This is a genomic window from Haliea sp. E1-2-M8, from assembly GCF_030649675.1.
Lineage (GTDB): Bacteria > Pseudomonadota > Gammaproteobacteria > Pseudomonadales > Halieaceae > Haliea.
In genome coordinates this window covers 23,643-48,448 of the sequence record NZ_JAUTDR010000032.1, presented here as the reverse complement: position 1 = coordinate 48,448, position 24,806 = coordinate 23,643, and the positions used below count along the sequence as shown (strand labels likewise).

Annotated in this window: 19 protein-coding genes and 2 pseudogenes; 11 read left to right on the top strand and 10 right to left on the bottom strand. The window is 56.9% G+C overall.

The genetic code is table 11. The features are described 5' to 3' along the window. Positions 1–94: 94 nt before the first annotated feature. From Q6D67_RS21940 to Q6D67_RS19330, 3 genes are all read left to right on the top strand, one after another. Complete coding sequence (locus tag Q6D67_RS21940; protein ID WP_370551998.1) at positions 95–304, top strand: DUF3703 domain-containing protein; 210 nt, start codon at positions 95–97, stop codon at positions 302–304. Positions 305–462: 158 nt separating this feature from the next. Next, positions 463–858, top strand: a complete 396-nt coding sequence (locus Q6D67_RS19335; RefSeq protein WP_304707316.1) for a hypothetical protein — start codon at positions 463–465, stop codon at positions 856–858. A gap of 114 nt (positions 859–972) precedes the next feature. Continuing rightward, complete coding sequence (locus tag Q6D67_RS19330) at positions 973–3,048, top strand: TonB-dependent receptor (protein ID WP_304707315.1); 2,076 nt, start codon at positions 973–975, stop codon at positions 3,046–3,048. Positions 3,049–3,057: 9 nt separating this feature from the next. On the opposite strand, the gene Q6D67_RS19325 is transcribed toward Q6D67_RS19330, so the two are convergent. From Q6D67_RS19325 to Q6D67_RS19315, 3 genes are read right to left on the bottom strand one after another with little or no spacing between them, the layout of a single operon-like run. Then, positions 3,058–6,177 carry an efflux RND transporter permease subunit gene (locus Q6D67_RS19325; protein ID WP_304707314.1) on the bottom strand — a complete coding sequence of 1,040 codons (3,120 nt, stop codon included), beginning with the start codon at positions 6,175–6,177 and terminating at the stop codon, positions 3,058–3,060. Then, positions 6,170–7,492: an efflux RND transporter periplasmic adaptor subunit gene (locus tag Q6D67_RS19320; RefSeq protein WP_304707313.1), complete on the bottom strand. Its 1,323-nt coding sequence runs from the start codon at positions 7,490–7,492 to the stop codon at positions 6,170–6,172. The genes Q6D67_RS19325 and Q6D67_RS19320 overlap by 8 nt, the downstream gene beginning before the upstream one ends. Positions 7,493–7,502: 10 nt before the next feature. Continuing rightward, positions 7,503–8,825 (bottom strand): TolC family protein, encoded by a 1,323-nt coding sequence (locus Q6D67_RS19315; protein WP_304707312.1) that lies wholly within the window; start codon positions 8,823–8,825, stop codon positions 7,503–7,505. 638 nt (positions 8,826–9,463) lie between these two features. Between Q6D67_RS19315 and Q6D67_RS19310 the strand changes: the two genes are divergently transcribed. Further along, entirely contained in the window at positions 9,464–9,745 is a 282-nt protein-coding gene (locus Q6D67_RS19310; protein ID WP_304707311.1) for a DUF5676 family membrane protein, read from the top strand. 36 nt (positions 9,746–9,781) lie between these two features. Here the strand turns inward: Q6D67_RS19310 and Q6D67_RS19305 are convergent, their stop codons facing one another. The 3 genes from Q6D67_RS19305 to Q6D67_RS19295 are packed head-to-tail and all read right to left on the bottom strand — an operon-like array spanning position 9,782 to position 13,913. Further along, positions 9,782–11,134: an APC family permease gene (locus Q6D67_RS19305; RefSeq protein ID WP_304707310.1), complete on the bottom strand. Its 1,353-nt coding sequence runs from the start codon at positions 11,132–11,134 to the stop codon at positions 9,782–9,784. Between the two features lie 24 nt (positions 11,135–11,158). Continuing rightward, positions 11,159–12,040 (bottom strand): copper resistance protein B, encoded by an 882-nt coding sequence (locus tag Q6D67_RS19300; protein WP_304707309.1) that lies wholly within the window; start codon positions 12,038–12,040, stop codon positions 11,159–11,161. After that, positions 12,033–13,913, bottom strand: coding sequence for a copper resistance system multicopper oxidase (locus Q6D67_RS19295; RefSeq protein ID WP_304707308.1), 1,881 nt, complete (start codon positions 13,911–13,913; stop codon positions 12,033–12,035). The genes Q6D67_RS19300 and Q6D67_RS19295 overlap by 8 nt, the downstream gene beginning before the upstream one ends. Before the next feature lie 180 nt (positions 13,914–14,093). On the opposite strand from Q6D67_RS19295, the gene Q6D67_RS19290 reads away from it, so the two are divergent. Further along, entirely contained in the window at positions 14,094–14,786 is a 693-nt protein-coding gene (locus Q6D67_RS19290) for a heavy metal response regulator transcription factor (protein ID WP_304707307.1), read from the top strand. Then, positions 14,773–16,206: a heavy metal sensor histidine kinase gene (locus Q6D67_RS19285; RefSeq protein ID WP_304707306.1), complete on the top strand. Its 1,434-nt coding sequence runs from the start codon at positions 14,773–14,775 to the stop codon at positions 16,204–16,206. Before Q6D67_RS19290 ends, Q6D67_RS19285 begins: the two co-directional genes overlap by 14 nt. Before the next feature lie 285 nt (positions 16,207–16,491). On the opposite strand, the gene Q6D67_RS19280 is transcribed toward Q6D67_RS19285, so the two are convergent. Continuing rightward, positions 16,492–17,049, bottom strand: a complete 558-nt coding sequence (locus Q6D67_RS19280) for a DUF305 domain-containing protein (protein WP_304707305.1) — start codon at positions 17,047–17,049, stop codon at positions 16,492–16,494. A 354-nt stretch (positions 17,050–17,403) separates the two neighbouring features. Further along, a complete protein-coding gene (locus Q6D67_RS19275; RefSeq protein ID WP_304707304.1) occupies positions 17,404–18,213 on the bottom strand; it encodes an alpha/beta fold hydrolase in 810 nt (269 codons plus the stop codon). A gap of 474 nt (positions 18,214–18,687) precedes the next feature. Between Q6D67_RS19275 and Q6D67_RS19270 the strand changes: the two genes are divergently transcribed. The 5 genes and pseudogenes from Q6D67_RS19270 to Q6D67_RS19255 all read left to right on the top strand — a co-directional run. Then, the gene (locus Q6D67_RS19270) at positions 18,688–19,263 is read left to right on the top strand and encodes an HD-GYP domain-containing protein (RefSeq protein WP_304707303.1); all 576 of its coding nucleotides are present in this window, start codon (positions 18,688–18,690) and stop codon (positions 19,261–19,263) included. Between the two features lie 43 nt (positions 19,264–19,306). Next, entirely contained in the window at positions 19,307–19,549 is a 243-nt protein-coding gene (locus tag Q6D67_RS19265; protein ID WP_304707302.1) for a hypothetical protein, read from the top strand. Between the two features lie 233 nt (positions 19,550–19,782). Next, complete coding sequence (locus Q6D67_RS21935) at positions 19,783–20,061, top strand: helix-turn-helix domain-containing protein (RefSeq protein ID WP_370551996.1); 279 nt, start codon at positions 19,783–19,785, stop codon at positions 20,059–20,061. Positions 20,062–20,277: 216 nt separating this feature from the next. Next, positions 20,278–20,982: pseudogene (locus tag Q6D67_RS19260) on the top strand (IS3 family transposase); the annotation flags it as partial. Between the two features lie 123 nt (positions 20,983–21,105). Further along, a pseudogene (locus Q6D67_RS19255) lies at positions 21,106–22,040 on the top strand (IS30 family transposase); the annotation flags it as partial. 215 nt (positions 22,041–22,255) lie between these two features. Here the strand turns inward: Q6D67_RS19255 and Q6D67_RS19250 are convergent. Both Q6D67_RS19250 and Q6D67_RS19245 read right to left on the bottom strand, forming a co-directional pair. Then, positions 22,256–23,725 (bottom strand): aldehyde dehydrogenase family protein, encoded by a 1,470-nt coding sequence (locus tag Q6D67_RS19250; protein ID WP_304707301.1) that lies wholly within the window; start codon positions 23,723–23,725, stop codon positions 22,256–22,258. A gap of 26 nt (positions 23,726–23,751) precedes the next feature. Then, positions 23,752–24,804 carry a phosphotransferase enzyme family protein gene (locus tag Q6D67_RS19245; protein ID WP_304707300.1) on the bottom strand — a complete coding sequence of 351 codons (1,053 nt, stop codon included), beginning with the start codon at positions 24,802–24,804 and terminating at the stop codon, positions 23,752–23,754. Positions 24,805–24,806 lie beyond the last annotated feature (2 nt).

The window sequence follows — 24,806 nt, the reverse complement described above, 5'->3', positions numbered from 1 at the left end:
TCCAGTTTACGGAGACCCACGGTGGCCGCCACTCCACCGTGAAGATTTACACCACTCATGGGGACACTACCTATACCCGTCCGAGGAGATCAAAATGGCACCTAACTTCACCGCGAAAATAGCACCCCACGTTGAGGCTGAGTTGGCTGATGCCCGGCGAGCCTGTTCCGCCAACCAGGCTACCCGGGAATTTTTGCATCTGGAAAGAGCGCATGTACCCGGTCAGGAGTCTAGCGACCTCCGAATCAATACGTACTACGGCACACCGGAGTATGCCGTTAAGGTGCAGATCTATATCCCCTAAAAAATGACATTTTCGACGCCGAGCAGACGCACGAGCACGACATGGATTGCAACTAGCTGAATTTATTCAAAAATCAACCGGAAAGTACTGGACTGCGATACAATTCTCCTACTATGCCGCTGATCCAACTTACACGACAGGCCCGCAGTCCGGCGATGGTGAGCCTTGCCGTCCTGGCTTACCTGATCGCCGTGGCCGTCGTTCCGCCGGGATACATGGCTGCGCCCCTGGCCTCCGGCACCGCTTTCCACCTCTGTCCTGGCGATGCCCGCAGCTCGCTGCTCATCAATGCGCTGACAAACGCTGCACCCGCCGTGGACCATCACGACCACCATCAACACGGTCATGGCGGTCTCGACGGCGACAGTTCCGGTGCTACCACTTCTGCGGAACCAGACTGTCGTTTTGCCGGCATCAGTACGGTTTCCCTTGGCAAGGCCTTCGTTGCGGCCGACAAACCCCTACCCGCGCTGCTGGTGCAAACCGTTCAGCGCGAACCCGCACATCGGGAAGCTTCGTGGCTGCGCCCGCCGGTACGTTCGCCCCCGGCCTGACTCTCCGCGCCGGCTCTGACGGCGACACCACTCATTCCATTGACCGGGGCCTGTCTGCGACAGCTCCCTACTATTGTATCGGGCTGTGCTTATCGCCGCCCGACGGAGATAACTATGCGAACACATATTTTCTGCTGCGTCCTGCTGGGCGCAGCCGCCAACCCTTTTGCTACAGCCCAGGATCTTGAAGAACTACTGGTGTCCGCGCGGCATGACTCGCGCACCATCGATGTGACCACGGCCTTGTCCGTAGCCCCCGACGCTGCCCGGCTTCTATATCATGCTCCAGGCGCCAATGTGACCAGCAATGGCCCGCTCACCGGTATTCCACAATACCGCGGCCTGTTCGGCCCGCGGATCGCAGTAACCATGGACGGCTCCCAGCTGGCGCCTGCGGGTCCCAACTGGATGGACCCCCCAATTTCCTATGCCGTCACGGCTCAGTTGGAAAGCCTTGAGGTCTATCGCGGTATCGCGCCGGTCAGCGTAGCGCAGGAATCTCTGGGTGGGGCCATCGACGCACGCACGCGACGCATGGATTTCGGCGGTAGCGAGGATTTTCACTTTGAGGGGCGGCTCGTGGGCAGCGGCCAGTCAATAAATTCTGGCTACCAGCTGGATACGGACATCCAGGGCAGTAATGAACACCACCGCTTCAAGCTGTCGGCAATGCTGCAGGATGGTGACGACGCCGAGTTTCCGGGCGGGGAGATCCTGCCGTCGCGCTACCAACGAGAGCGCTACGACGTAGGTTATGGAACGCGTTGGGGTGATCACGGCCTGCAATTGGATTATGGCCACAACGATACCGGCGACGCCGGCACACCGGCCCTGCCCATGGACATTAGCTACTTCGAGGGCGACCTTTACAAGGCAACCTATCGCTATGAGCCCGCGAACACACTGCAGGTTGTCGCCGCGACCTATGCAAGCGAGCTCGATCACGGCATGAGCAACTTTCACCTGCGTCCGCCACCGGCATCGGCGCTGCACCGAAAGAACATCGCGACAACCCGGAACCGCGGTTTCCGCCTGCAGGTCTCCAAGGGAGATGACCGTAGCCTATGGCGTGTCGGGATTGACGGCTTCAGTGAAGAGCACGACTCCAATATCGACAACCCAAATAATCCGATGTTCTTCGTCGATAATTTCAATCGTGCAGAGCGACGCGTCCTCGGGGCGTTCGTTGAGCGCGGACAGTCTTTCAACTCGCGGCTGCGCGGTGAAGCAGGACTGCGGCTCAACCGCGCGCGCAGCGACGCTGGTGCAGTCAATGCGACGCCGGCGATGATGATGCCGCCAGCGCAGGCGCTTCGCGAAGCCTTCAACGCGGCAGATCGCGAGCAGACGGACAGCAACGTCGACCTGGTGGCGAAGCTCAACCACCACCTTGGTGACACGCTTGTGCTGTACGCAGGTGTCGCACAGAAGCAGCGGGCTCCAAGTTACCAGGAGCGCTACCTCTGGTTGCCCCTGGAGGCCACCGGTGGTCTGGCAGATGGACAGCTGTATATCGGGGACATCGCGCTGGATTCGGAGCGTGCGCGGACGGTGGAATTAGGGGTTGATCACAGTAGCGAGCGCATGCAACTGCATCCGCGCGTGTTCTACACCCGCATCCACAACTATATCCAAGGCACCCCGCTGGCGGAAGATCACCCGGCCACGAGGATGGTCCGCATGATGAATGCTACCAACGGGACGCAGCGCCCCGACCCCCTGCGCTTCGGCAACGTCGATGCGGAGCTATATGGTTTCGACATGGACTGGTCGTGGCGCGCCAGTGATCGCCTTGAGTTCTCCGGGCTTTTAAATTACGTGCGCGGTAAGCGCCGGGATATCCACGACGATCTGTACCGCATCGCGCCACCGAATGCGACGCTGCGGACATCGCTGGACCTCGGCTCGATGAGCGCAACGCTGGAGACCGTCGTATACGCGGCGCAGCGCGATGTCAGCAAGACTAACCGGGAGCAGGTTTCCTCGGGCCACGGGGTGGTGAATCTGCGCGGCACCTGGCACGTCAGTCCCGTCCTGCAACTTGCCGTGGGCGCGGAAAACCTGTTCGACAGGAAATACGCCCCGCATCTGGGCGGCTACAATAGGGTGAGTAACCCTGATGTCGCGACAGGGCAGCGCCTACCGGCTCAGGGTATGAACCTATTCGCCCGGATACTGTATGTCTTTTAACTTCTACAACTACAGCAACCGAAAACCCCGCCACAGGTAATACACCACGGGCAAAACCAGCAGAGTCAACACGACTGCGCTTATCATACCGCCCACCATTGGTGCCGCAATTCTGCTAACCACTTCGGCGCCGGTACCAGAGCTGAGCATGATAGGAAGCAAACCGGCGATGGTGGAGACTGTCGTCATCATCACCGGTCTTACACGAAGGCCGGCCCCTTTTGTGACAGCTTCCAGCACGTCCCGCTTCAGCGGTTCCACGCCCTTTTCGGCGCAGCGGCTGAGTAACTGTGTGTAGGCCTGGTTGAGATAGGTCAGCATGATAATCCCGATCTCCACCGTGACCCCGGCCAAAGCGATGAACCCAACGGCCACGGCCACCGAGAAATTGTAGTTCAGCAGGTACATCAACCATATGGAGCCGATGACCGCCAGTGGCAGAGTTCCGAGAATGATGGCAATTTCGGCGACATTACGAAAATTCATGTAGAGCAGGACGATAATGATAGCCAGCGTCAAAGGCACCACGTACATCAGCTTTTCCTTGGCGCGTAACATGTATTCATACTGACCGGACCAGGACACCGAGTAGCCCGCCGGCAACTCCAACTGCTCCTGGACGGTCACCATGGCGCCCTCAACGTAGGTACCGACATCCACACCTTCAATGTCCACGAATGTCCAGCCATTGAGCCGCGCGTTTTCGCTCTTGATCGCCGGAGGACCATCCTCGATGTAGACCCTTGCCACGTCGGCCAGCGCAATGCGCTGCCCCCCGGGCGTGACGATCGGCAAAAGCTCCAGCTGTTCGGGCGAGTCGCGATAGTCCTGCGGATAGCGCAGATTGACCGGATAGCGCTCAAGCCCCTCGATTGTCTGGGTCACGTTCATACCGCCAATCGCAGTGGCTACTACCTGTTGTACATCGGCGATGTTTAGACCATAGCGCGCCGCCCTCCCCCGCTGAATATCCACCTTGATATAACGCCCACCCGCGACCCGTTCCGAATAGACCGAGGCGGTGCCCGGAACATCCTTCAGGATCTGCTCCAATTGTTGGCCGATATCCTGGATTACGTTCAAGTCCTCGCCCGCAATCTTGATGCCGACCGGGGTTTTGATCCCCGTGGCCAGCATGTCAATCCGGGTCTTGATGGGCATTACCCAGGCGTTGGTCAGACCGGGGAACTTGACCAGTGCATCCAGTTCCTTCTTCAGGCTCTCAAGCGTCATTCCCTCGCGCCATTCCTCTTTGGGTTTGAGCTGGATGAAGGTCTCGATCATGGTCAGCGGCGCGGGATCTGTGGCAGTTTCTGCACGGCCAATCTTGCCGAAAACCGTCTCCACCTCCGGCACGGTCGCGATCAGCTTGTCGGTCTGCTGTAACAGTTGCCTGGCTTTGCCGATAGACAGCCCAGGGTAGGTCGTGGGCATGTACATGAGATCACCCTCGTCAAGATCAGGGATGAACTCACTTCCGATCTTGTGTACCGGCCATATTCCCACCAGGAAGATCAGCGCCGCCATGAGGAGCGTGGCTTTGGGGAAACGCAACACACCCTTGAGCAGCGGCATATACCCCGCGATCAGAAACCGGTTGACCGGGTTCCTGTTTTCAGCGACTACTTTTCCCCGAATGAAATACCCCATCAATACCGGTATGACCGTCACCGCGAGAGCCGCGCTGGCGGCCATGGCATAGGTCTTGGTGTACGCCAGCGGACTGAACATACGGCCTTCCTGAGCCTCCAGAGTAAAAACCGGCATGAAGCTCACCGTAATGATCAGCAGGCTGAAAAACAGTGCTGGCCCCACCTCTGTCGCTGATTCCGCCACGATTTTCCAGCGGTTCTCCGGCGTTAACGGCGTGCGCTCCATGTGCTTGTGCATGTTCTCGATCAAGACGATGGCGCCGTCAATCATGGCGCCAATCGCAATCGCAATGCCACCGAGAGACATGATATTGGCATTGATGCCTTGCCAGTACATGACAATGAAAGCTGTCAGGATTCCCAATGGCAGGCTGATGACTGCCACCAGGGACGACCTGACGTGAAAGAGAAATATAACGCAGATAAGCGCGACGATGGCAAGCTCCTCGACCAGGCTTTTCCACAGGCTTTCGACCGCACGGGAAATCAGACCGGAGCGATCATAAACGGTGACGATCTCCACTCCTTCAGGCAAACCTGCCTTGAGCGTCTCCAGCTTCGCTTTAACACCATCGATGGTTTCCTGGGCGTTCTCGCCAAAGCGCATCACCACAATGCCGCCAACCGTCTCGCCCTCTCCATTGAGCTCGGCGATGCCCCGCCGCATCTGAGGCCCCATTCCGATGTCGGCTACGTCCTTGAGTAGCAACGGCGTGCCGTTGTCGTCCACGCCCAGGGGGATGTTGGCGAGATCCTCAATGGATTGAATGTAGCCGCTTGTCCGCAACATGTATTCGGCTTCAGCCATTTCCACCACCGAGGCACCCACCTCCTGGTTACCTCGCTGAATGGCCATCTGGATGTGAGACAACGGAATACCAAACGCGCGCAGTTTCTCGGGGTTCACCTTCACCTGATACTGCTTGACCATGCCACCGAGCGCGGCGACCTCAGAAACTCCAGGCACTGTCTGCAACTCGTACTTCAGAAACCAGTCCTGCAGGCTGCGCAGCTGGCTGAGGTCTAGAGTACCGGTGCGGTCCACCAGGGCGTAGAGATACACCCAGCCAACACCCGTAGCATCTGGCCCCAGCTGCGGCCTGGCGCTGGGTGGCAGGGTGGGCGCGACCTGGGACAGATACTCCAGAACGCGCGAGCGCGCCCAGTAGGCATCCGTGTCCTCATCAAAAATCACGTAAACAAACGAGTCGCCAAAAAAAGAATAGCCCCTCACGGTAACGGCCCCCGGCACCGACAGCATGGCGGTGGTCAGGGGATACGTCACCTGATCCTGGACGACCTGCGGCGCCTGTCCCGGATAACTCGTCTTGATGATCACCTGGACGTCAGACAGGTCTGGAATGGCGTCTACCGGCGTGTTTTTCACCGCAAACAGCCCACCGCCAATCAGGACCACGGTGGCGAGCAATACGAAGAAGCGATTGCCAATCGACCAGCGGATAATGGATTCAATCACGGTCGCTTTCCTCACGGGCTTGGCTACCGTGCTTTTTGCCCTGATCCATGCTGGAATCCGAAGTCGATCCTTTTCCCATGCCAGCGTGCTGACTGTGATCCTCTTCCATCACGTGTGACATCCGCTTGAAATCCGAAGTTTTGCTGGACTCCGAGTCAATCAGGAACTGCGCAGAGGTGACAATGCGCTCCCCTTTACTGAGACCCGAGAGAATCTCAACCTGCCGCTCCCCCACGCGCCCTACCTCGACGGCAATCGACTTGAAGCGACCCTCACCCTGGGCCAGCACCACACGCGCCTGAGTCCCCGTGCGGATCAACGCCTCTCGCGGGATCAGCAGGGTCGGAGCGCCGGGCTGAGTGTCGATGACCATTTGCAGGAACATGCCCGGCTTTAGCAACCCGTCAGAATTATCAAACCGCGCGCGAATCTGCACGGTGCGCGTCTTTTCGTTCAGTGACGGGTAGATATAGTCCACCTGACCCATCAAATCCTTGCCGGGTAGGTAATCGAGCTGCATGCGAACTTTGTCGCCGACGCTGACAAGACCGGCCTGACGCTCAAACACTTCGCCGATAACCCAGATGTGCTCAAGCTGCCCTATGGACATCAGCATTGAGCCAGGTTTTACATACATCCCCTCGCGCACGCTCAGGTTATCTACAACACCTGACTGCGGCGCGGCGATGGTGATCGTCTGGCTGAGTTTACGTGTCTGGCGCAGCCGCTCAATACTCGCCTGCGGTACCTGCAAAGCCGACAACCGTTCCACGGCAGCCTGTATCAGGACTGGATTGTCCCGCTTCAGCGCCAGCAACAATTCTTCCTGAGCGTTGACCAGAGTCGGAGAATAGAGCGTATAGAGCGGTTCGCCCTGCGTGACAGGGTCTCCGGCGGCCTTGACGTGCAATGTCTCCAACCAGCCTTCCACCCGTGGGCTGATATTTACCAGGCGATCCTCATCGTACTGCGCATACCCCACTGTTCTCACATCCAGCTGCAGGCGACCCGATTCGACGGGGGCGGTGCGAACACCGAGGTTATTGACAACATGCGGCGAAATCTCAACAGTGCCTGCCTCGCTGCTGGCACCCTCACCCTCGTAGACGGGGATCAGATCCATGCCCATCGGCGATTTTCCAGGCTGGTCGCGCCTGTAATCCGGGTCCATGGGCGCCGCCCAGTAGAGGGGTTCGCTCGCGCCGGCGGCTGCATTGACGCCATCTTCGCCTGAATCACCCAACAACACGATGCCGCCCGCTCCCACCACCACGCCGATAGCGACGCCCAGCAGGATCTTTGCATAGGATTTCATTGTCTGCACCTCAGAAGTCTTCCAGCGGCTGAGCGGCGTCGGGGGACGCCTCGGCAAGCAGGTAATTGATCTGTGCGATGGTTTTCTGGCGTTCAACGGCGATGGCGAGTGCTTCGATCCTGGCATTCAACTCGGCGATTCGAGCGCGCACCGCCTCGGCAAAGTCGCCGTCATCGTTGTTGTAGGCCGCCAGAGCGGCCTCGGCCTGCTCGGCCATTTGCGGTAACAGCTGATCTGCATAAAGCGCCCTCCGCTCGCCCAGCCGTGCCAGCTGTACTGTGGCCGTTTCCAGCTCCGCCATCAGTCGGCGTATCAATAACTGTTTGTCGGTCCTGATCGTCTCGGCACGGCTTGCGGCTGCGCTGACTGCCTTGTCCTGCCGGTTAGCGGTGAATATGGGCAGGTCAAAGGTGACACCAACAGAAAACAGATCGGCCCTGTCGCGGCCCAACGGATCCTGGTGCCGATAGCCATACTGGGCATTGAGGCCCCACTCTGGCTTGTATTTCTGTCGCGCGAGGTCGACATCGGTTTCCATGGCCTCGATCCGCATGTCCAATGCTCGCAGGGTGGGGTGATTGCTAACCCATTCGTAACGCTGCTGTCCGGAAGCCTGGATCGATACCGGTTTGGCTGTGTGCTCTGTCGGCATCACGGGTCTGAGAGGACTCCGCGCGGGGACGCCAATCCATTCGGAAAGCCGCCGCTGTGCGGTTTCCCGTTGTTGCGCGAGAACCGTCAATCGGTCTTCGAGTCGCGTCAGCTCGAGTTGGGCACGTATGACGTCCTGTTGCCTTGTACGACCCACGGCGGAGGCATAACTCGCCTGTGCCGAGTCGACCAGTTGCTCGAATAACGACCGGTCCTGCTCGATTAACCGGATACTTTCCTGCGCGTTATAGGCATCCAGCCACAGCTGCACAACCGTGGCTGTCACTTTGGCCCGGCGGTCCTCCCGCAACAGCGGATGTTGCAGTGCAAGCTGCAGCCTTTTTTGCTTCGCAAGTAAGAGCGTATCCCCCCGCGGAAACATCTGGCTGACACTGACTGAAAACTGTGTCATTGCCTCCTGATCGATATCGAAACTGTCGACAGGAAAATTACCGGCCATCAAATTCATTCTGGGATCCGGCAGAGCGGCGGCGGCAATCGCCTCCGCAGTCAACGCAGCTTGTGTCAGGCGACTGCCCGTCAGCCAGGGATCAGTCTCGATGGCGATGGCTATGGCCTCGCTCACGGTCAACTCTGCGTCTTGTGTCTGCGCACTGCCCGGCGCTGCGTCGAGCGCGAGAAGCAGGACCAGCACAAGGCCTTTAACTCGCGATAGATTCATGGTTACCTCCGGCGATACATCGCCAATGAAATTCAGGTTTCAGCGACAGGGTTGTTTGCATAAGCCTGCCCTTCCAGGCCGGTTCCCCTGCCTGAATATTCAGAACGGATTGCGCGCGTTAAATCAGACGATGGGAGGCCGTAGCAAAGGAAAGACCGGCGCCGGTGGAAAGGCCACAGGACGCATCGTCTCCTGGTCCAGGCGAGCGTCAGCAGGCTGGGATATTGGCGCCAGCGCGTCTGCTGCTTTCTCCATGGCGCAACAGGCAGGTACCGCCGCAGCAGAAGCTTGCCACAGCGCTGCCAATATCAGTGCCACTACACAGCGTATGCTACAAATCGTCCGTGTGCGCCTTCGCCTGTCTCGAATCATCAATACTCCACACAGAACGCCCCATGTGACCTCTTACTTCAGCTCGTAATAAACCGCGGCCATGGCAGACATCCTCAATTATTATAATAGAAGAGAGACCCAACAGAATGATTACCCAATAATTACATAGTTGTAATCTTTTGGCCATGCTGAGGTAAACGTTTCTATTCTACACTCCGTAAAAACGCGCGTGCACGCTGCCCACTTTCTTGCGTATTTCCCTGCTCTAATTATCCTGCCATGCCCACTGCTGCGAGGAAAAGAACATGCAGAACCCGACTTCAAAAGACTCTCGATTACAGATATCCCCAGTGGGGAACAGTCTTTCAATGCTCTTCGCAATCAGCTACTTGCTGTGTGTGGGGTTTGGTCTTATCGCTCCGCAAGAAATGCGCATGTACGAAGCATGGGCTCCCTTGTTGCCAGGCTTTGAGTGGTTGACGTGGTCGGGATTTGCGATCGGCCTGGTGGAAGCCTACCTGTATGGCTGGTACATCGCGGTTATATTCGTTCCCCTGTACCGGTTTTTTTCAAACAATACGGGTTAGCACTGAAATCAGTGATGTCCGTTTCAATTCCGGGGATCAGTGGTCGTGTGCATGAGATTCCTTCTGTCCCGCTTGTCTGGCCGACAGCGATCTTTTTAGAAAGATCTGCTCGGCAATCGCTATGACGATCATTGCGACAACAGCAACCCCAATCACGAACGGATCGGAATTCAGCTTGACCCAGACAAAGCCTCCAAGCACAAGAACATCGAGAAAAATTGCGGTGACTGGCACCCACGCACTGGCCTTGATGTCCTCACGGAGATACCGGATAACACCCCAGTGAATGGCAATGTCCATGATCAGGTAGAACACGATTCCCAGCGCCGCGATCCGGGACAGGTCAAAGAATGCCGTCAGGAACAGGCCGAGAACCACGGTATAGACCAGCGTATGCTTCTGGATACTGCCCGGCATGCCGAAGTGGCTGTGGGGAACCAGTTTCATTTCCGTCAGCATCGCCAGCATCCGCGAGACTGCAAAAATGCTCGCCAGAATTCCGCCAGCGGTCGCCATCATGGCAATGGCCACCGTGAACCAGACGCCATAGTTGCCCAATGCCGGTCGGGCGGCGGCAGCAAGGGAGTAGTCCCGTGTCTCAATGATTTCGGCAAGCGAAAGATTACTCGCAACGGCAAAGCCGACCAGGGTGTAGATCACCACGCAGGCTGCGATGGAGATCACGATGGCACGACCCACGTTCCGTGTTGGGTCCTTGACCTCAGAACCACTGTTGGTAATCGTTGTGAAGCCCTTGAACGCCAGTATCCCGAGTGCCGTTGCGCCAAGGAAGTTGCCTGCGGTTCCGGCCTCTCCCGGGTTTGAGAAGTCGACCGAGAGACTGTCAGCGATCCAGATTCCCACCAGTCCAAAAATGAGGATGCCGACGATCTTCAGAACACCAATGAAAGAGGCCACGCCCTGGATCAGTCGATTACCTGAGAGGTTAATCAGGAACGCTGCAAGAATAAGCGCCACGCCGAGAACGGGCACCATCAAGCCACTTTCGTCACCTCCAAAGAGTTGCATGGTATATGAGCCAAAAGTGCGCGCCAGAAAACTCTGGGCGATCACCATCGAAAAATACATCAGCAAGGCATTGAAGCCCGTCGGCAACCGGTCGCCGTAGGCCTTGTGCAAATACATGCCGATGCCTCCGGCGGAGGGATAGGCGTTGGAAATCTTGATGTAGGAATAAGCGCTAAAGGCAACGACAACGGCGGCAGCGAGAAATGCCAGCGGGAACAGAACGCCTGTCATTTGCGCCATCTGCCCGGTCAGCGCAAAAATGCCCGCGCCTATCATGACGCCGGTTCCCAACATCACCGTTCCCGGTAACGTGAGGCTACCTTCCTTGTAATGTGTTGTTCTATCCTGCTCCTTCGCCATAACTCCTCCAGTTGTTCCTGTGCGCTAAAACCAGACTCGAAACCCGAGCACCAACGACGTCACCGAAGTGGGCTCACCCGCGTTTTCCGCGATGTCCCCGGTGTCGCCGTAAAGCTGCTCCCAGCGTACACCAATGTAGGGCGCGAACTCGCGCTTGATCTCATAGCGCAGGCGCAATCCCATCTCGGTACTATTGAGGCCACTGGCAAGCCCCCGCTCGGGGACATCGCTGGCGCTGAGATTGAACTCCAGTCTCGGCTGCAGAATCAGGCGCTGGGTCAGCAGGAAGTCATATTCGAGTTCGCCACGAAAACTCACGTCTCCTTCGTCGCTGACGAACAGGGCGGTAGCTGTCTCGAACCAATAAGGTGCCAGGCCCTGCAGGCCAAGCACCGCGTAACTGGTGTCCGGCCCGGAGCTGGTCGTGTCATGCCGCAGGCCTGCCTGTGCACCCCAGAATGGCGCAATCGTACGATAATACAGCGCCTGTAGCTCCACTGTTTCCGGATCGCCGGACGTCGGGCCTTCGCCCTCGGTTTTCCACCAGAGTTTGTTGTAATCACCGCCGACCCAGCCCTGTATGCCCCACAGGTACGAATCTCCTTCGTCACTCGCGCCATACTCGAGGCGATCCAATATGGTAAAGGTATATATTTTGGAATCCGGGATGAAATTCTTCCAGCCAGCGGGTGCGCCGCTGAATGAGGCGCGATCACCCGGCGGCAGGACAATATCCGGGTCCGTGATTTTGCCAGGCAAGCTGTCGCTTTCCTCAGTGTCCCGTTGGCGGTTTTCTGATCCGGCAAGTTCGGCTGGCCTGGTGTCTTCGGGTGCAGCGTTAATGGCCGTGGAGATGGAACCCAGCAGCACCAGAGCAATAGCGCCATCAAGAATCGAATTACGCATTACGGGCTCCTTCGTTTTCAGTCGGGATGACGCGGACCACGCGAAACATGCCCATCTCCATGTGGTAGAGAAAATGACAATGGAAGGCCCAGCGACCGGGCTCATTGGCGGTAATCCGAAGCGAGACCCGCGACCCCGGCAGCACGCTGATGGTGTCCTTGAACGGCAGAAAGTCACCCTGGTCGTTCTCCAGCTCCATGAACATGCCATGCAGGTGGATGGGGTGCTCCATCATGGTGTCGTTGATGAGGACCAGCCGCACGCGCTCGTTGTAGGGGAAATCGATCGGACTGTCGGCCTCAGTGTACTTCACCCCGTCAAAGGACCACATGTAGCGTTCCATGTTGCCGGTCAGGTGAAGCTCCACCGTGCGGCTCGGCTCGCGCCGGTCCGCCATGGCCTTGGTGTTGCGCAGCTGGCTGTAAGTCAGAACCCGGTGGGGAACGTCCTTCAGACCAGTACCTCGCTCCGCCAGACGATCACGCTGGACATCGGCCACGCTGATATTGCCGGGGCCGTGCTGGTCCGGCCCGTGCCGGGCGACGACGGGACCGGCTGGCTCCATCAGGGCGAGGCTATCGTCCTCACCCATGCCCGACATCGGGTGGTCTCCCTGCTTCTCGGCGTCCATTGCATGGCCCTGCCCGGACATGTCAGACATGTTCTTCTCGCCATGACCGGGCTGACCCATATCGTCCATGGCCATATTGTCCATGGCCATACCCATGTCTACCATGGTGCGGTTTGGCTGCTCCCGCAGTGCCGGCACCGTCGCGCTCATGCCAGGTCGCGGCGCCAGCGTGCCGCGCGCAAAGCCGCTGCGGTCCATGGATTCGGCCATGATCGTATAGGCTTGATCTTCCCGAGGCTGGACCACAACGTCATAGCGTTCCGCCACACCGATCTGGAACTCATCAGTCTCGACGGGCTCCACATTCTGGCCGTCAGACGCCACCACAGTCATGGGCAAGCCCGGAATGCGTATATTGAAGTAGGTCATTGCCGAAGCGTTGATCACTCTCAGCCGCACCCGTTCCCCGGGTTTGAACAATCCGGTCCAATTGGTCTCCGGGTGCATGCCGTTCATCAGGTACGTGTAGGTATAGCCGGTGACGTCCGCGATATCGCGCGGCGACATACGCATCTCCCCCCACGCCAGTCTGTCGCGCAGCGTTGCCTGCAAACCTGCCGCGGAAATATCCTCGGCGAGATCCTCAACGGTACGTTGATTGAAGTTGTAGTAGTCGCTCATTTTCTTCAGCGTCGCGACGATTTTGTGCGGGTCCTCGAAGGTCCAGTCGCTGAGCACCAGCACAAATTCGCGATCGGCAGGGATGTGGTCCTCGCGGCGCTCTGGATGGATGACCAGCGGACCATACTGTCCGAGCTGCTCCTGCACGCCGGTGTGGCTGTGGTACCAGTAGGTGCCGTACTGACGTACCGGAAAATGCGCTTCGAAGATATTGCCCGGGTCAAGCCCGGGGAAGGCCACGCCTGGAACTCCGTCCATGGTGAACGGCAGCAGAATGCCGTGCCAGTGGACGGAAGTGGACTCGTCCAGGTGGTTGTGCACACGCAACAGAGCATTTCTGCCTTCCCACAGTTCCACAAGTGGTCCGGGCAGAGAATGGTTGATCGTGATTGCCGACGCCCGGCCACCGGCGATATCGATAGTCTTGCGCCGGATGTGAAGGTCCATCACCACGTCGTGCGCCGGTCCGCCCGGAACCCGTCCCGCCATCGTGACCCCATCATGGCCATTTCCAGCGCGCGCATAGGTTGGCAGTAGCGTGTCCAGGCCGGCGAGCAGGCCGGTACTGACTAACGCCTGAAGCAGTCGCCTTCTCTCGTTATCGATTTTACGTTCGGGCATAAAAGACCTCCGCAGGGCACGATGAATGTGAATAGCGTATCCTTCCCAGACCCAAGATCAGCGTAACCAGTGAGCCCTGTCTGTTGCGTGACCCACTCATTACACTTTCGTAATCATTGTGTAATCTTGGTGTTGGGCACAGCCATCTAGGCTGGAATGCACGACCTGGAGACATTCATCATGCGACTGCTGTTGGTGGAAGACGAAGTGAAAACAGGCGATTATCTCCGCCAGGGGCTGGCTGAAGCTGGCTTCATCGTCGAGCTGGTGCGCAATGGACTCGACGGTCATCATCTGGCCATGACCGAGTCATTCGACCTGATTGTACTGGATGTCATGTTGCCGGATGTGGACGGCTGGCGAATCGTGCAGTCGTTACGTGACGCGGACCGCAAGACCCCCGTACTCTTTCTCACTGCCCGTGATTCGGTTGACGACCGCGTCAAGGGCCTGGAGTTGGGCGCTGACGACTACCTGGTCAAGCCCTTCGCGTTTGCCGAACTGTTGGCCCGGGTGCGTACACTGCTACGCCGTAGCCCCACGCCCACACTGTCGGACCAACTGCATGTAGCCAATCTGGTCCTCGATCTTCCCAAGCACCGCGTCACCCGAGCAGGCAGGAAAATCAATCTCAGCCACAAGGAATTTTGCCTTCTGGAGTTGATGGTTCGTCGTCGCGGTGAGGTATTACCTCGCTCTCTGATTGCGTCCCAGGTATGGGACATGAACTTTGACTCCGACACCAACGTGATCGATGTGGCGATTCGCCGGCTGCGCGCCAAAATGGATGACGACTTCCAGCCCAAGCTGATCCATACCGTGCGCGGCATGGGGTACAAGCTTGACGTGGAAACCAACGATGAAGCCGACTGAACGGCAGCCACTGTCTCTGGCCACGCGGGTAATTGCATTCGTCGGGTTGGCCATCGGACTAAGTCTCCTACTGATCGGGAACCTGGTGCTCAGTGCCGTCGAACGCCACTTTGCGGAGCAGGATGCCGGTGAACTTACGGTGGTGAATGAAGCCGTAATCAATGCCCTGCGCCATGGCGGCAACGACCAGAAACTGAGGCGCGAGGCCTTGTCCCGCGCGGTATCGGGACACCACGGTGTGTATTTTCAGGTTCGGGACCGGCAAGACAGGGTTGTCTACGGCACCCCCGGGGCGGTTCTGTCGCAAGCAGCAAAAACGCTCACACCCGTGGCCAGTGTTCTCGCGGACAACCTGCAGACCTGGCAGGCAGGCGAGAGGACGTTTCGGGGGGGGCTGACAAAAAGTAGCGTCAATGGCCAGAACTACACGATCATCACCGCCATCGACATGGACTTCCACCTGCAGTTTCTTCGTCGGTTCCGCCCCAGCCTGTGGCTGATCATGAGTCTCGCCGGCGTCACTATCCTGATCGCCGCCTGGTATGGTGTACACCAGGCGCACGCTCCTCTTCGAGCACTCTCCAATAAGATAGGAGACATTCAGGCTGACCGGCTGCACGTGCGACTTGCGCCATCCTCGGTCCCGCGAGAATTACAGGACCTGGTAATCTCCTTCAATCATATGATCGGTCGCCTGGAAGACAGCTTTACTCGTCTTTCACACTTTTCTGCCGACATCGCCCACGAGCTGCGTACCCCACTGACGAACGTCATCACCCAGACCCAGGTCGGGCTGGGCAAGGCCAGGTCCGCCGAAGAATACCGCGAACTCCTGTATTCCAACCTGGAGGAACAGGAACGCCTGGCCAAGATGGTCAATGACATGCTGTGGCTGGCCAAAAGTGACCATGGCCTGCTCAAACTGGTACAGGTGCCGCTGAATCTGGCCAGTGAGGTCAATGAACTTTTCGATTTTTTCGAGGCGCTGGCGGAGGAGCGACACATTCGACTGGCTCTGGAGGGCGACGCACCGATCATCCAGGGGGATCGCGCCATGTTGCGCCGGGGGATCTCCAACCTGCTATCCAATGCCATCCGCCACACGCCCCCGGGTGGCGCGGTACTGATTCGGCTGGCCATGCCGTCGGAACAAGAAGTCTCACTGAGCGTGCTGAATCCGGGGCCAGCGGTACCTGCTGAACACCTGCCCAACATTTTTGATCGCTTTTACCGTGTTGATCCTTCCAGGACGCGACAAACCGAGGGCGCCGGACTGGGGCTGGCCATAGTGCGCTCCATAGTCGAGGCCCACGGTGGCCGCGTGGAGGCAGCCTCGGCCGGGGGTAGCACCACTTTTACGCTCTTTTTCCCACGACCGCGAGCAACGCGTAGCCGGCTACAGGCAGAGAATATCGTCTGAATTTTCCTGTATAAGGACTGGTGGTACCGGAGCGTGCTCCCAACTACCATCGCTATATTTGCGCGCTTGTCCTTGTCCATATGCCGCATAAAGAAGAGCATGACCAACGCCATTGAGCCCGCCATGATGAAGGTCATAAACAGGCGAGTTTGGCTGAGCCACACATGGTCAGGCTGATAGGTATTCAGGTAAATCTGGCCAAACATGAAAGTTGCGGAAATAGTATATTCAGACCCGGCTCTGGACCAATTAAAGGAGCCCCGGAGATCGGTAGCATTTGTCCTGTTACTGCACCACCTCTTCGATTTTACGTCTCATTTCAGGGGTTATCTCAGTAGAGCGCGGGGGTAATGCCCCCTCCCCTCTTTCTCCGTTCCGATCGATGTCCTCAAGGAGCAGCTTCATCTCGGCAATTTCGCGAACCTGGGCCGCAATAATTTCATCAGCCAACTCGCGGACTCGAGGATCACTGATGCTTGCTCTGCGCGCGTTGTTGATGGCAATTGAGTGGTGAGGAATCATAGACTTCATAAAGTTCCCATCCCCGATCAGCGACTGGCCCCTATTCACGAATAGTAAAACCACGCCCAAAACTGCCGCTACAACCAATACCGCAATCTTGGTACCCTTGCCTTTGTACATTGACCACATAAATGAAAGCATGACGATAGTCATGACACAGGCCATAACCAGGGAGGCGACCAACCGGTTTATACTGAACGTTGCATGATCGAACGAGTAGACGAGCTGGTACATCAAGAAGAACATAATAAAAGCCGATGTCGCAATCATCGCCGCAAACCGGCCCCAGCTTCCCCCCATCATCTCTTTATCCTGGTCCATGTTAAAGTCCTCCAAAATGAGAAAAGTGCAGATTTAAGGTCGCGCAATCGCTGCTCAGGCTGCAAGCCTAGAGCCCAGGAAACTGACGTCTTTTTCTACTAGTGTTAAAAAGCCTGGCACAGACTTCTTATTAACCTTCACTCGTCTGAGCGATGTCTGTTCGGTGTCGAACGCATAAGTTGCGTTGCAGCAGGGCTGGCCACAGCCCTTCAAAACCTCAACCAAGAGGCCGACTACATTGCCCAAGACAATCCCCGGGCTGCAAGGCTTGTCGTGCAAAGAATCCACCATGCTGTGAATCTTCTCTCAGAAAACTCCGCTCTTGTCCTCCCAGCGGACCGAGACGAGCCTGATTTAGCCGAGAAAATCGGGGTCGTGGGTGTCCCGGTTTTCCGTTTCCTGAAGGATGAGCCGAATGGTCTCTTCGGGCCGATCCCACATCGGGAAATGGCCGCATGTGCCGAACCAGTGCAGCCTGGCGGATGGAAACGCTTCTTTCGCTCTGGCCGCCTGGCGCGACAGACACAGGCGATCCTGGCGCCCCCATCCGATGACGACGGGACGGGATGTCTCTGCCGCCGGTCCCTCCTGTGCCGGCGCCGTGGCGAGGTCGCGCACGAGCGCCTTGAAGGTCTTCGTCGCGGCAAAGCTCTTCAGTTCGGTCGCCACGATATCGCCGTCCAGCTTCCAGGGCCGTGCCGACAGCTGCGCCAGCAGCATGCTGCGGGTCACGGCAGACCGGGAGAGGGCCGGCAATGCTGGCCCAAGGCCGCGCAAGAGGCGGATCGACGCTATGAGCGTGGCACGGAAGTACTTCCTTTCCCAGCCTTGCCAGAAGCCGCCCGGATCGAGGGCAATTGTCGCGCCGACCTTGCCGCGGCGCGCCATCTCGAGCACGATCCTTGCGCCGAGCGAGCTGCCGACGATGTCGATGCCGTCAAGGCCCTGTTCGGTGATGAAGGCATCGACGCTGTCGGCGAGCGCCCTGAACGTGCCGCTGTCGGCAAGCGCCGGAGTTTCGCCATGCCCCGGCAGGTCCAGGGCCACAACCTCGCGCGCCTCGGAAAGCGCAGGAAGGATCGTGGTCCAGGATCGCCACGAGCCGCCGAGGCCGTGCACGAGGAGAAGCGGCGGGCCTGCGCCCTGTCGAATGAAATTCAGCATCGGTGCCTTCCTCGGTCCCAAGCCCTGTGCAGCGAAGTGTCCTCTCGGCCATGATCCGAGTCCTGCCGACAACGTGCAAGTTTTGCGGTGAATTTAATGGGTGTCCTGGTTTTTGATCTGCGCCCCGAGCCGGATCAGGGCCGCGTGATGCGCAGAATACGTCCGTCTTCCTGATCGGTGATCAGGAGAAGCGAACCGTCGTCGTCGACCTCCACGTCACGGGTGTGCTTCAGGCGCCAAGTGGCTGCACCCGCTGTACTGGCGGGAAAGGTGACGATACGGACCCCTGGTAAAACTCAACCCGTCCCTGGCCAAGTTTGGCCCAGCACCGAAAAATCTAGATTACTAACGCTCCGTAGCTTATCAATTTGACAATACCTGGACAAACGTTGTACAAAACCCACCAAGCCGGTGCGCATAGGGCTTTGAAACGTCCTCAAAATAGCAAACGGTGGAAGGGATTCGGGGCCGGAGATGGATGAGATTGCTCAGTTCGTAGAGCGCATTGTGTCATATCGAGATCCGGATCTTGCTGGGCACCATCAGCGCCTGGGGGAACATGCCGAGAATTTTGCCCTTCACTTGGGGTATTCGAACGAGCAAACTGCGACTTTCAAAACAGGCGCCGAGATTCACGACATCGGGAAGATGGCCATACCCGAGCACATCCTCAACAAACCTTCTCGACTTACTCCGGCTGAAATGATGTTGATCAAGCAGCACACGAATATCGGACACGAAATTATCTATCCGCTGGGTCTTAAACAGTGCGTCAGGGACACGGTTCTCTTCCACCACGAGAACTATGACGGAACTGGTTACCCCGCCGGCATAGGCGGAAATGAAATCCCCATTTTCGGGAGGATGATGAGGATATGCGATACTTTTGATGCCCTCACGGAAGACCGGCCCTACCACAAGGGCGTGAGTTGTGATGACACTCTGAAGATTCTGCAACGAGACCAGCGTTTCTTTGACTTCGAGCTACTGAACGAATTCATCGGCATGATTGAGCGCCTGGAAAATATCCGAGCATCACTAGACGAATAATTATCAACTCTCGTAACGAGAGGCGCGTGGAGTTACGGCTTCAATGTTGGAACATTTGGATGAATTCGACGCGGTCTGCAAAGATGGCATCACCTATCTAATTAGAAGCGTTCGATGCACAGCGCCGATCATGACATTTAGCCGCGAGACGAGGTCACAGACCACCATCAAATATTTCATCGATGGAGTGAAGGAAGTGGTCGCCCTCAGCAACGACGACTACATGATCAAGGAGACTGGTGTTGTTCTGTGTAGCCTGAGAGGCGCGCCGACAACGATTACATAGAAAGACAAAGAACTACAGTTGTCAGGCAAACACACGAGCACTCAGTCCACGCGACGCCATCTCAATTAACACCAGATTTAGAAAACTCCTTTACAGCACCATCATCGACATAATAACGCTGTTGAGGGAGGACTTCAGATGCCTTGGAAGGAGTGTAAACCAATTGTCAACGGCAATATAAAACTGACCCCCGAGGGTGCGGCCAAAATCTTGGACTACTTTGGAGGTAGTTCATGTATTCCTATTCTGATCGCCTGAAGGCTATCGGACTGTACATCCAGTATGGCAAGAGCGCGGCGGCAACGGTCCGAGTTCTCGGCTATCCGTCCAAGAAGCAGCTACGGCGTTGGTATCGAAACTACGCGGCTTCCGGCCAGGTACCACCGCGTAAAAAGCGCAAGGCAAAATACACAGCGGCTGAGCGTCGCCGAACTGTCGAACAGTATTTCCTTACGGGCAAATGCCTCGCTCGAACGGTCAGAGTGCTCGGCTATCCGAGTAAAGGGTGGTAGCGTACCTGGCTGAACGGTGAAACGCCAGCTGCAACGACGAAACTGCCCAACTTGGTGGCGCCGGCAGATCGCTCGGGTGCAGAGAGAAAACGCGCGGTCATTGACCTATGCACCCGTCAAACCTCGGCCGCTGAGGTTGCCAACAAGTTCGGCGTCACCCGTCAAGCCCTGTATAAATAGCGTAACCAGCTACTCGACGCTGAGACGGGCATAACGATGAAGCAACGACGTAACCGGACCACTGATGACGATCGTGATGAACTGAGGGCCGAAGTAGAAGCCCTCGAAAAGCGCGTCCACGAACTACAACTAGAGTACGACATTCTCATCAAGGCGAACGAACTCGTAAAAAAAGACGAGGGTGTCGATCCGCGGGCCCTGAGCAATCAGGAGAAGACCCTACTGGTTGACGCCCTGAAAAACATGTATCCGCTCGCCACGCTGCTCACGGCCCTCGACCTGCCCAGGAGCTCGTACTACTACGACCGAGAAGCGCTGCAGCGCCCCGATAAGTATGCCGAGACGCGACAAGAGATCGGGATCATCTTCGAGAGCAACTACCGCTGCTATGGCTATCGGCGCATTGGCGAGTGCCTTCGGCGCAGCGGATCACAGGTCTCTGAAAAGGTGGTCCGCCGGCTGATGCTGGAAGAAGGCCTGGTGGTTGGCAGCACACGGCGCAACCACTTCAAAATCTATCGCGGTGAGTTGAGTCCGGCGCCGGATAACATCATCGCTCGAGACTTCCGATCGCCTGCGCCGAACAGAAAGTGGCTTACGGACCTGAGCGAGTTCGCGATCCCTTCCGGCAAGGTCCATCTCTCACCGAGGATCGATTGCTTCGACGGTCTGATGGTCATTTGGTCAATCAGTCCGATACCCAATGCCGATCTTGTGCACGACATGCTTGATGAGGCCATCGGTACGCTGGCATCTGGTGAGAGACCGACAGTTTCATTCAGATCGGGGCTACCATGGTGGATTCAACCGGTCGTCGCAACACCTTTGATATTGGAGGTGTTTATGGGAAGGCCTGCGGGATGGATGCAGGAATTGACCGGGCGTGGTGCGATGCGCTCACCAGGTGCGCCGTCACTTCGCCGTGAGACCGAGCGGCTATTTTGGGAGCAGATTGCAACCGGGATCACAAGCGAGAAGGCGGCAGAGACTATTGGCGTTTCGTCAGCGGTAGGCGCACGCTGGTTTCGTCATCGCGGCGGAATGCCATTGTTCATGTCTACCCCCATTTTAGGAAGGTATTTGTCGTTGTCTGAGCGAGAAGAGATCGGGCTGCTCCAGGCGCAAAGTGTTAGCATACGTGAGATTGCTCGCCGACTTGAAANTCAGTTGCGCAGTGGAAAGCGGAATTGATTGCCAAAAGACCAAAGCAGGCGAAACTGGTGACTAACCCGCGACTGCGCCATTACGTACAAGAGCGCTTGGAGGGTAAGGTTCAGGACGCAGGTGGCCGTGAGATTGCTGGGCCTCTACAGGCACCGTTCAAGGGTCGAAACAAACCCCATCGCGGTGACCGTAAATGGGTCAATGGCTGGTCGCCTGAACAGATTTCGAACCGGCTGCGGATTGATTTCCCGGATGACGAATCCATGCGCATCTCTCATGAATGCATATACCAAGCTCTCTTCATTCAGGGGCGCGCCGCTCGCAAGCGCGAACTGGTGAGCTGTCTGCGCACCGGGCGGGCGTTGCGTGTACCGAGAGCCAGGGCGCAGGCCAAAGCATGGGCGCACGTCAGCGAAGACGTCATGATCTCCCGTCGTCCTGCCGAGGTAGAAGATCGTGCGTTGCCAGGTCACTGGGAGGGTGATCTGATCATCGGTCTGAACCGATCAGCGATAGGGACGCTTGTCGAGCGATCAAGTCGATTCACCATGCTCGTCCATCTGCCTCGCGAGGAAGGCTATGGACTGACTCCCCGGGTGAAGAACGGTCCTCCACTTGCCGGCTACGGTGGGGTAGAACCCGAATGAGTGGTCACGTTGGGCCGGAATACGCACCTGACGATTGTGCGAAAACAAAATCGAGGCTGCCTACTGGCATGGAGGGCCTTTTTGCCAAACGACGGCTTATGATGCAGGAGTAGGTGGACTATCTCACTGTTCCGTGACGGGGTCTGAGGCGACGCGTAGCGTTTGAGTTCATGTCTGCTGCAGCCGCTTCTGGCGGGTGATGCTCAACCCAGAAACCATCCCCACCGCTCTCTGGTATCGAAATCTGTTACCTGCTTAACTTCCAGGTACCCTTCCAGACCCCAGCGACCGAGTTCCCTGCCGATGCCACTGCGTTTAACGCCGCCCCAAGGCGCTTCGACAAAATTGGGCTGGGAACAATTGAGCCAAACTGTGCCGGCCTGCAGCGATATTGCAACTCGATCACAGCGCTCCTTGTCACGCGACATTACACTAGCCGCCAGGCCGTACTCTGAATCGTTAGCGATTTGAATCGCTTCTTCTTCGGTATCAAAAGGCGCTACGCAGAGAACCGGACCGAAAATTTCTTCCCGCCAAAGATCGCTGGAAAAATCGACCTCTTCAAAAATGGCTGGACGCAGGAAGTAGCCGCCTGGCAGATGTGCCGGCAATTGTTCTGACGTAAGCAACATTGCTCCTTCAGCCTTACCCTTGCTTATCGCGCTGCTTACTTTTTTGTATTGCTGCTCACTCACCAACGGACCGATCTGAACGCCATCTTCCAGGCCGTTGCCGATTACCAGCTTATCGGCTTCCTCGACCAGCCTGTCTACGACACGCCGGTATATAGCGCGGTGAATGAGGACGCGCGAGGTAGCCGAGCATATCTCACCCTTATTCCAAAAAATCCCAAACAAGATCCATTCGATCGCGTTCTCAAAATCGCAGTCATCGAACACCAGCAAAGCGGACTTTCCACCAAGCTCAAGACCTATGTTCTTGACGTCGCGGGATGCCGCTGACATTATTTTCCGCCCTGTCTCCACACTTCCAGTAAAGGCGATCTTATCTATACCCAGATGGCCCGCCAGAGGGGCACCGGCACCTTGGCCGGTTCCAGTGACAATATTGAGTACACCTGGCGGTAACGCTACCTCGCGGGCCATTGCACCTAGCTCCAGGGCAGTCAACGGCGTTATCTCAGATGGTTTTAGGACAATCGTACATCCGGCCGCCAACGCTGGCGCTACTTTCCAAACCGCCATAAGAAACGGATAATTCCAAGGAATGATCCCCGCAACGACTCCCATCGGCTCATAACGTATCCGACACCTGAATTCCTTATGAGGCCAATCCAAGATCTCAAATTGCTTATTCTCGAGCGCTCTGGCGTGTTCCGCGTAGTATGTAAAGCACCTGGCAGCCTCATCCATATCGTCAAAGGCCTCGGCAAGTGGTTTTCCGTTGTCCGCCACTTCCAATCGCGCCAGTTCCTCTCGTCGCGCACCGATCTGAGAAGCCATGTCATGCAGGTAGCGCGCACGCCTCTTTCCGCCAATTTCCGCCCAAGCTTTGTGTGCTTCTCTGGCCGCCGTAACGGCGCGATCTATATCAATCACACTTGCCGCCGGCACCGAATGAAATTCAGACCCAGTCGCCGGGTTTACCACACTAATTCTTTCATCGCTATCACTGCTGACCCATTCGCCATTGATAAACAGATCGCTTCGCATTGAGTACCCTCCGTTCACCAGATTGTTCATACTAAAAATGCGCGTTCTACAACACGCTCCAATTCAGACCGGATAGAACGCACACTTTGGAACAAAGATAGCTGAGACTCAGAACGAACTTGTGAATGCTCGCTATGGCTGCTGAACCGGGCATTATCCCATCCAAAATAATCCTCCCGAACCGCGTCGACACAGAAACGCAACGCAAGCGTCAAACAAACGTTCTCAATACCAGTGGCGATAGAGGCTCGTTCGACATCCTCTATAAAATCACGCCCTACAGAAGCATATCCGTCAATTGCAGCAGCAAATATCTGTGTATCGAATTGCGCTTCATTAAGGTCTTCTCCGACGGGGTTGCACCAGGACCGCATAGCGTCACCAAGTTCGAGCGGGAGAAGGTTGGGCCCAATCGTATCTAAGTCAATCAAGCACAAAGCGCGATATGTTGTCTTGTCAAAAATAACATTGGAAATCTTTAGGTCTCCGTGGCAGATTCGATGGGATAGGTCAGGCAGCCTCTCACTGTGTCTCACGTATTCAAGGAGCGATTCCACAAGCGGCGCCAGATAATCGTAACGCCTGTGTCTACGCAATTCTGCTTCACAGGAAAGCAACTGCTCCGTATGGTACGCCATGTCAAGAAGGTGCAGATCATGAAAATCCAATCCCGCGGGAGGATCAACAAGAGCAGAATGGAACGATGAAACCAGCCGCCCTGCCTCGAAGGCTCCTCTCTGGCAACTCAGGGTTGCCTCGCTGACGCCATCTATATATGTCAGCATTCGCCAGACCCCGTCTTCTGCTGTGACCTCGGTGCTATCATCCAAAGTTCGCAAGATAGCAGGCGACAGCATCCCCTGGCGTAACAGATGCTGCGTCACGAAATCGATATTACGGTTTACGGAAAGCGGAAAAACAGGGTTGACCTTTTGCAATATATAGATCCGACCACTGGGGCAATGAACACGGAACGTTTTGTTTATCAACCCCTCTTCGACCCTGCAGACGGAAGCACCTTTCAAGTTGTAACGATCCAGTATGTCGTCGAACGAGGGACTGCACTCCTTTTTGTTCATCG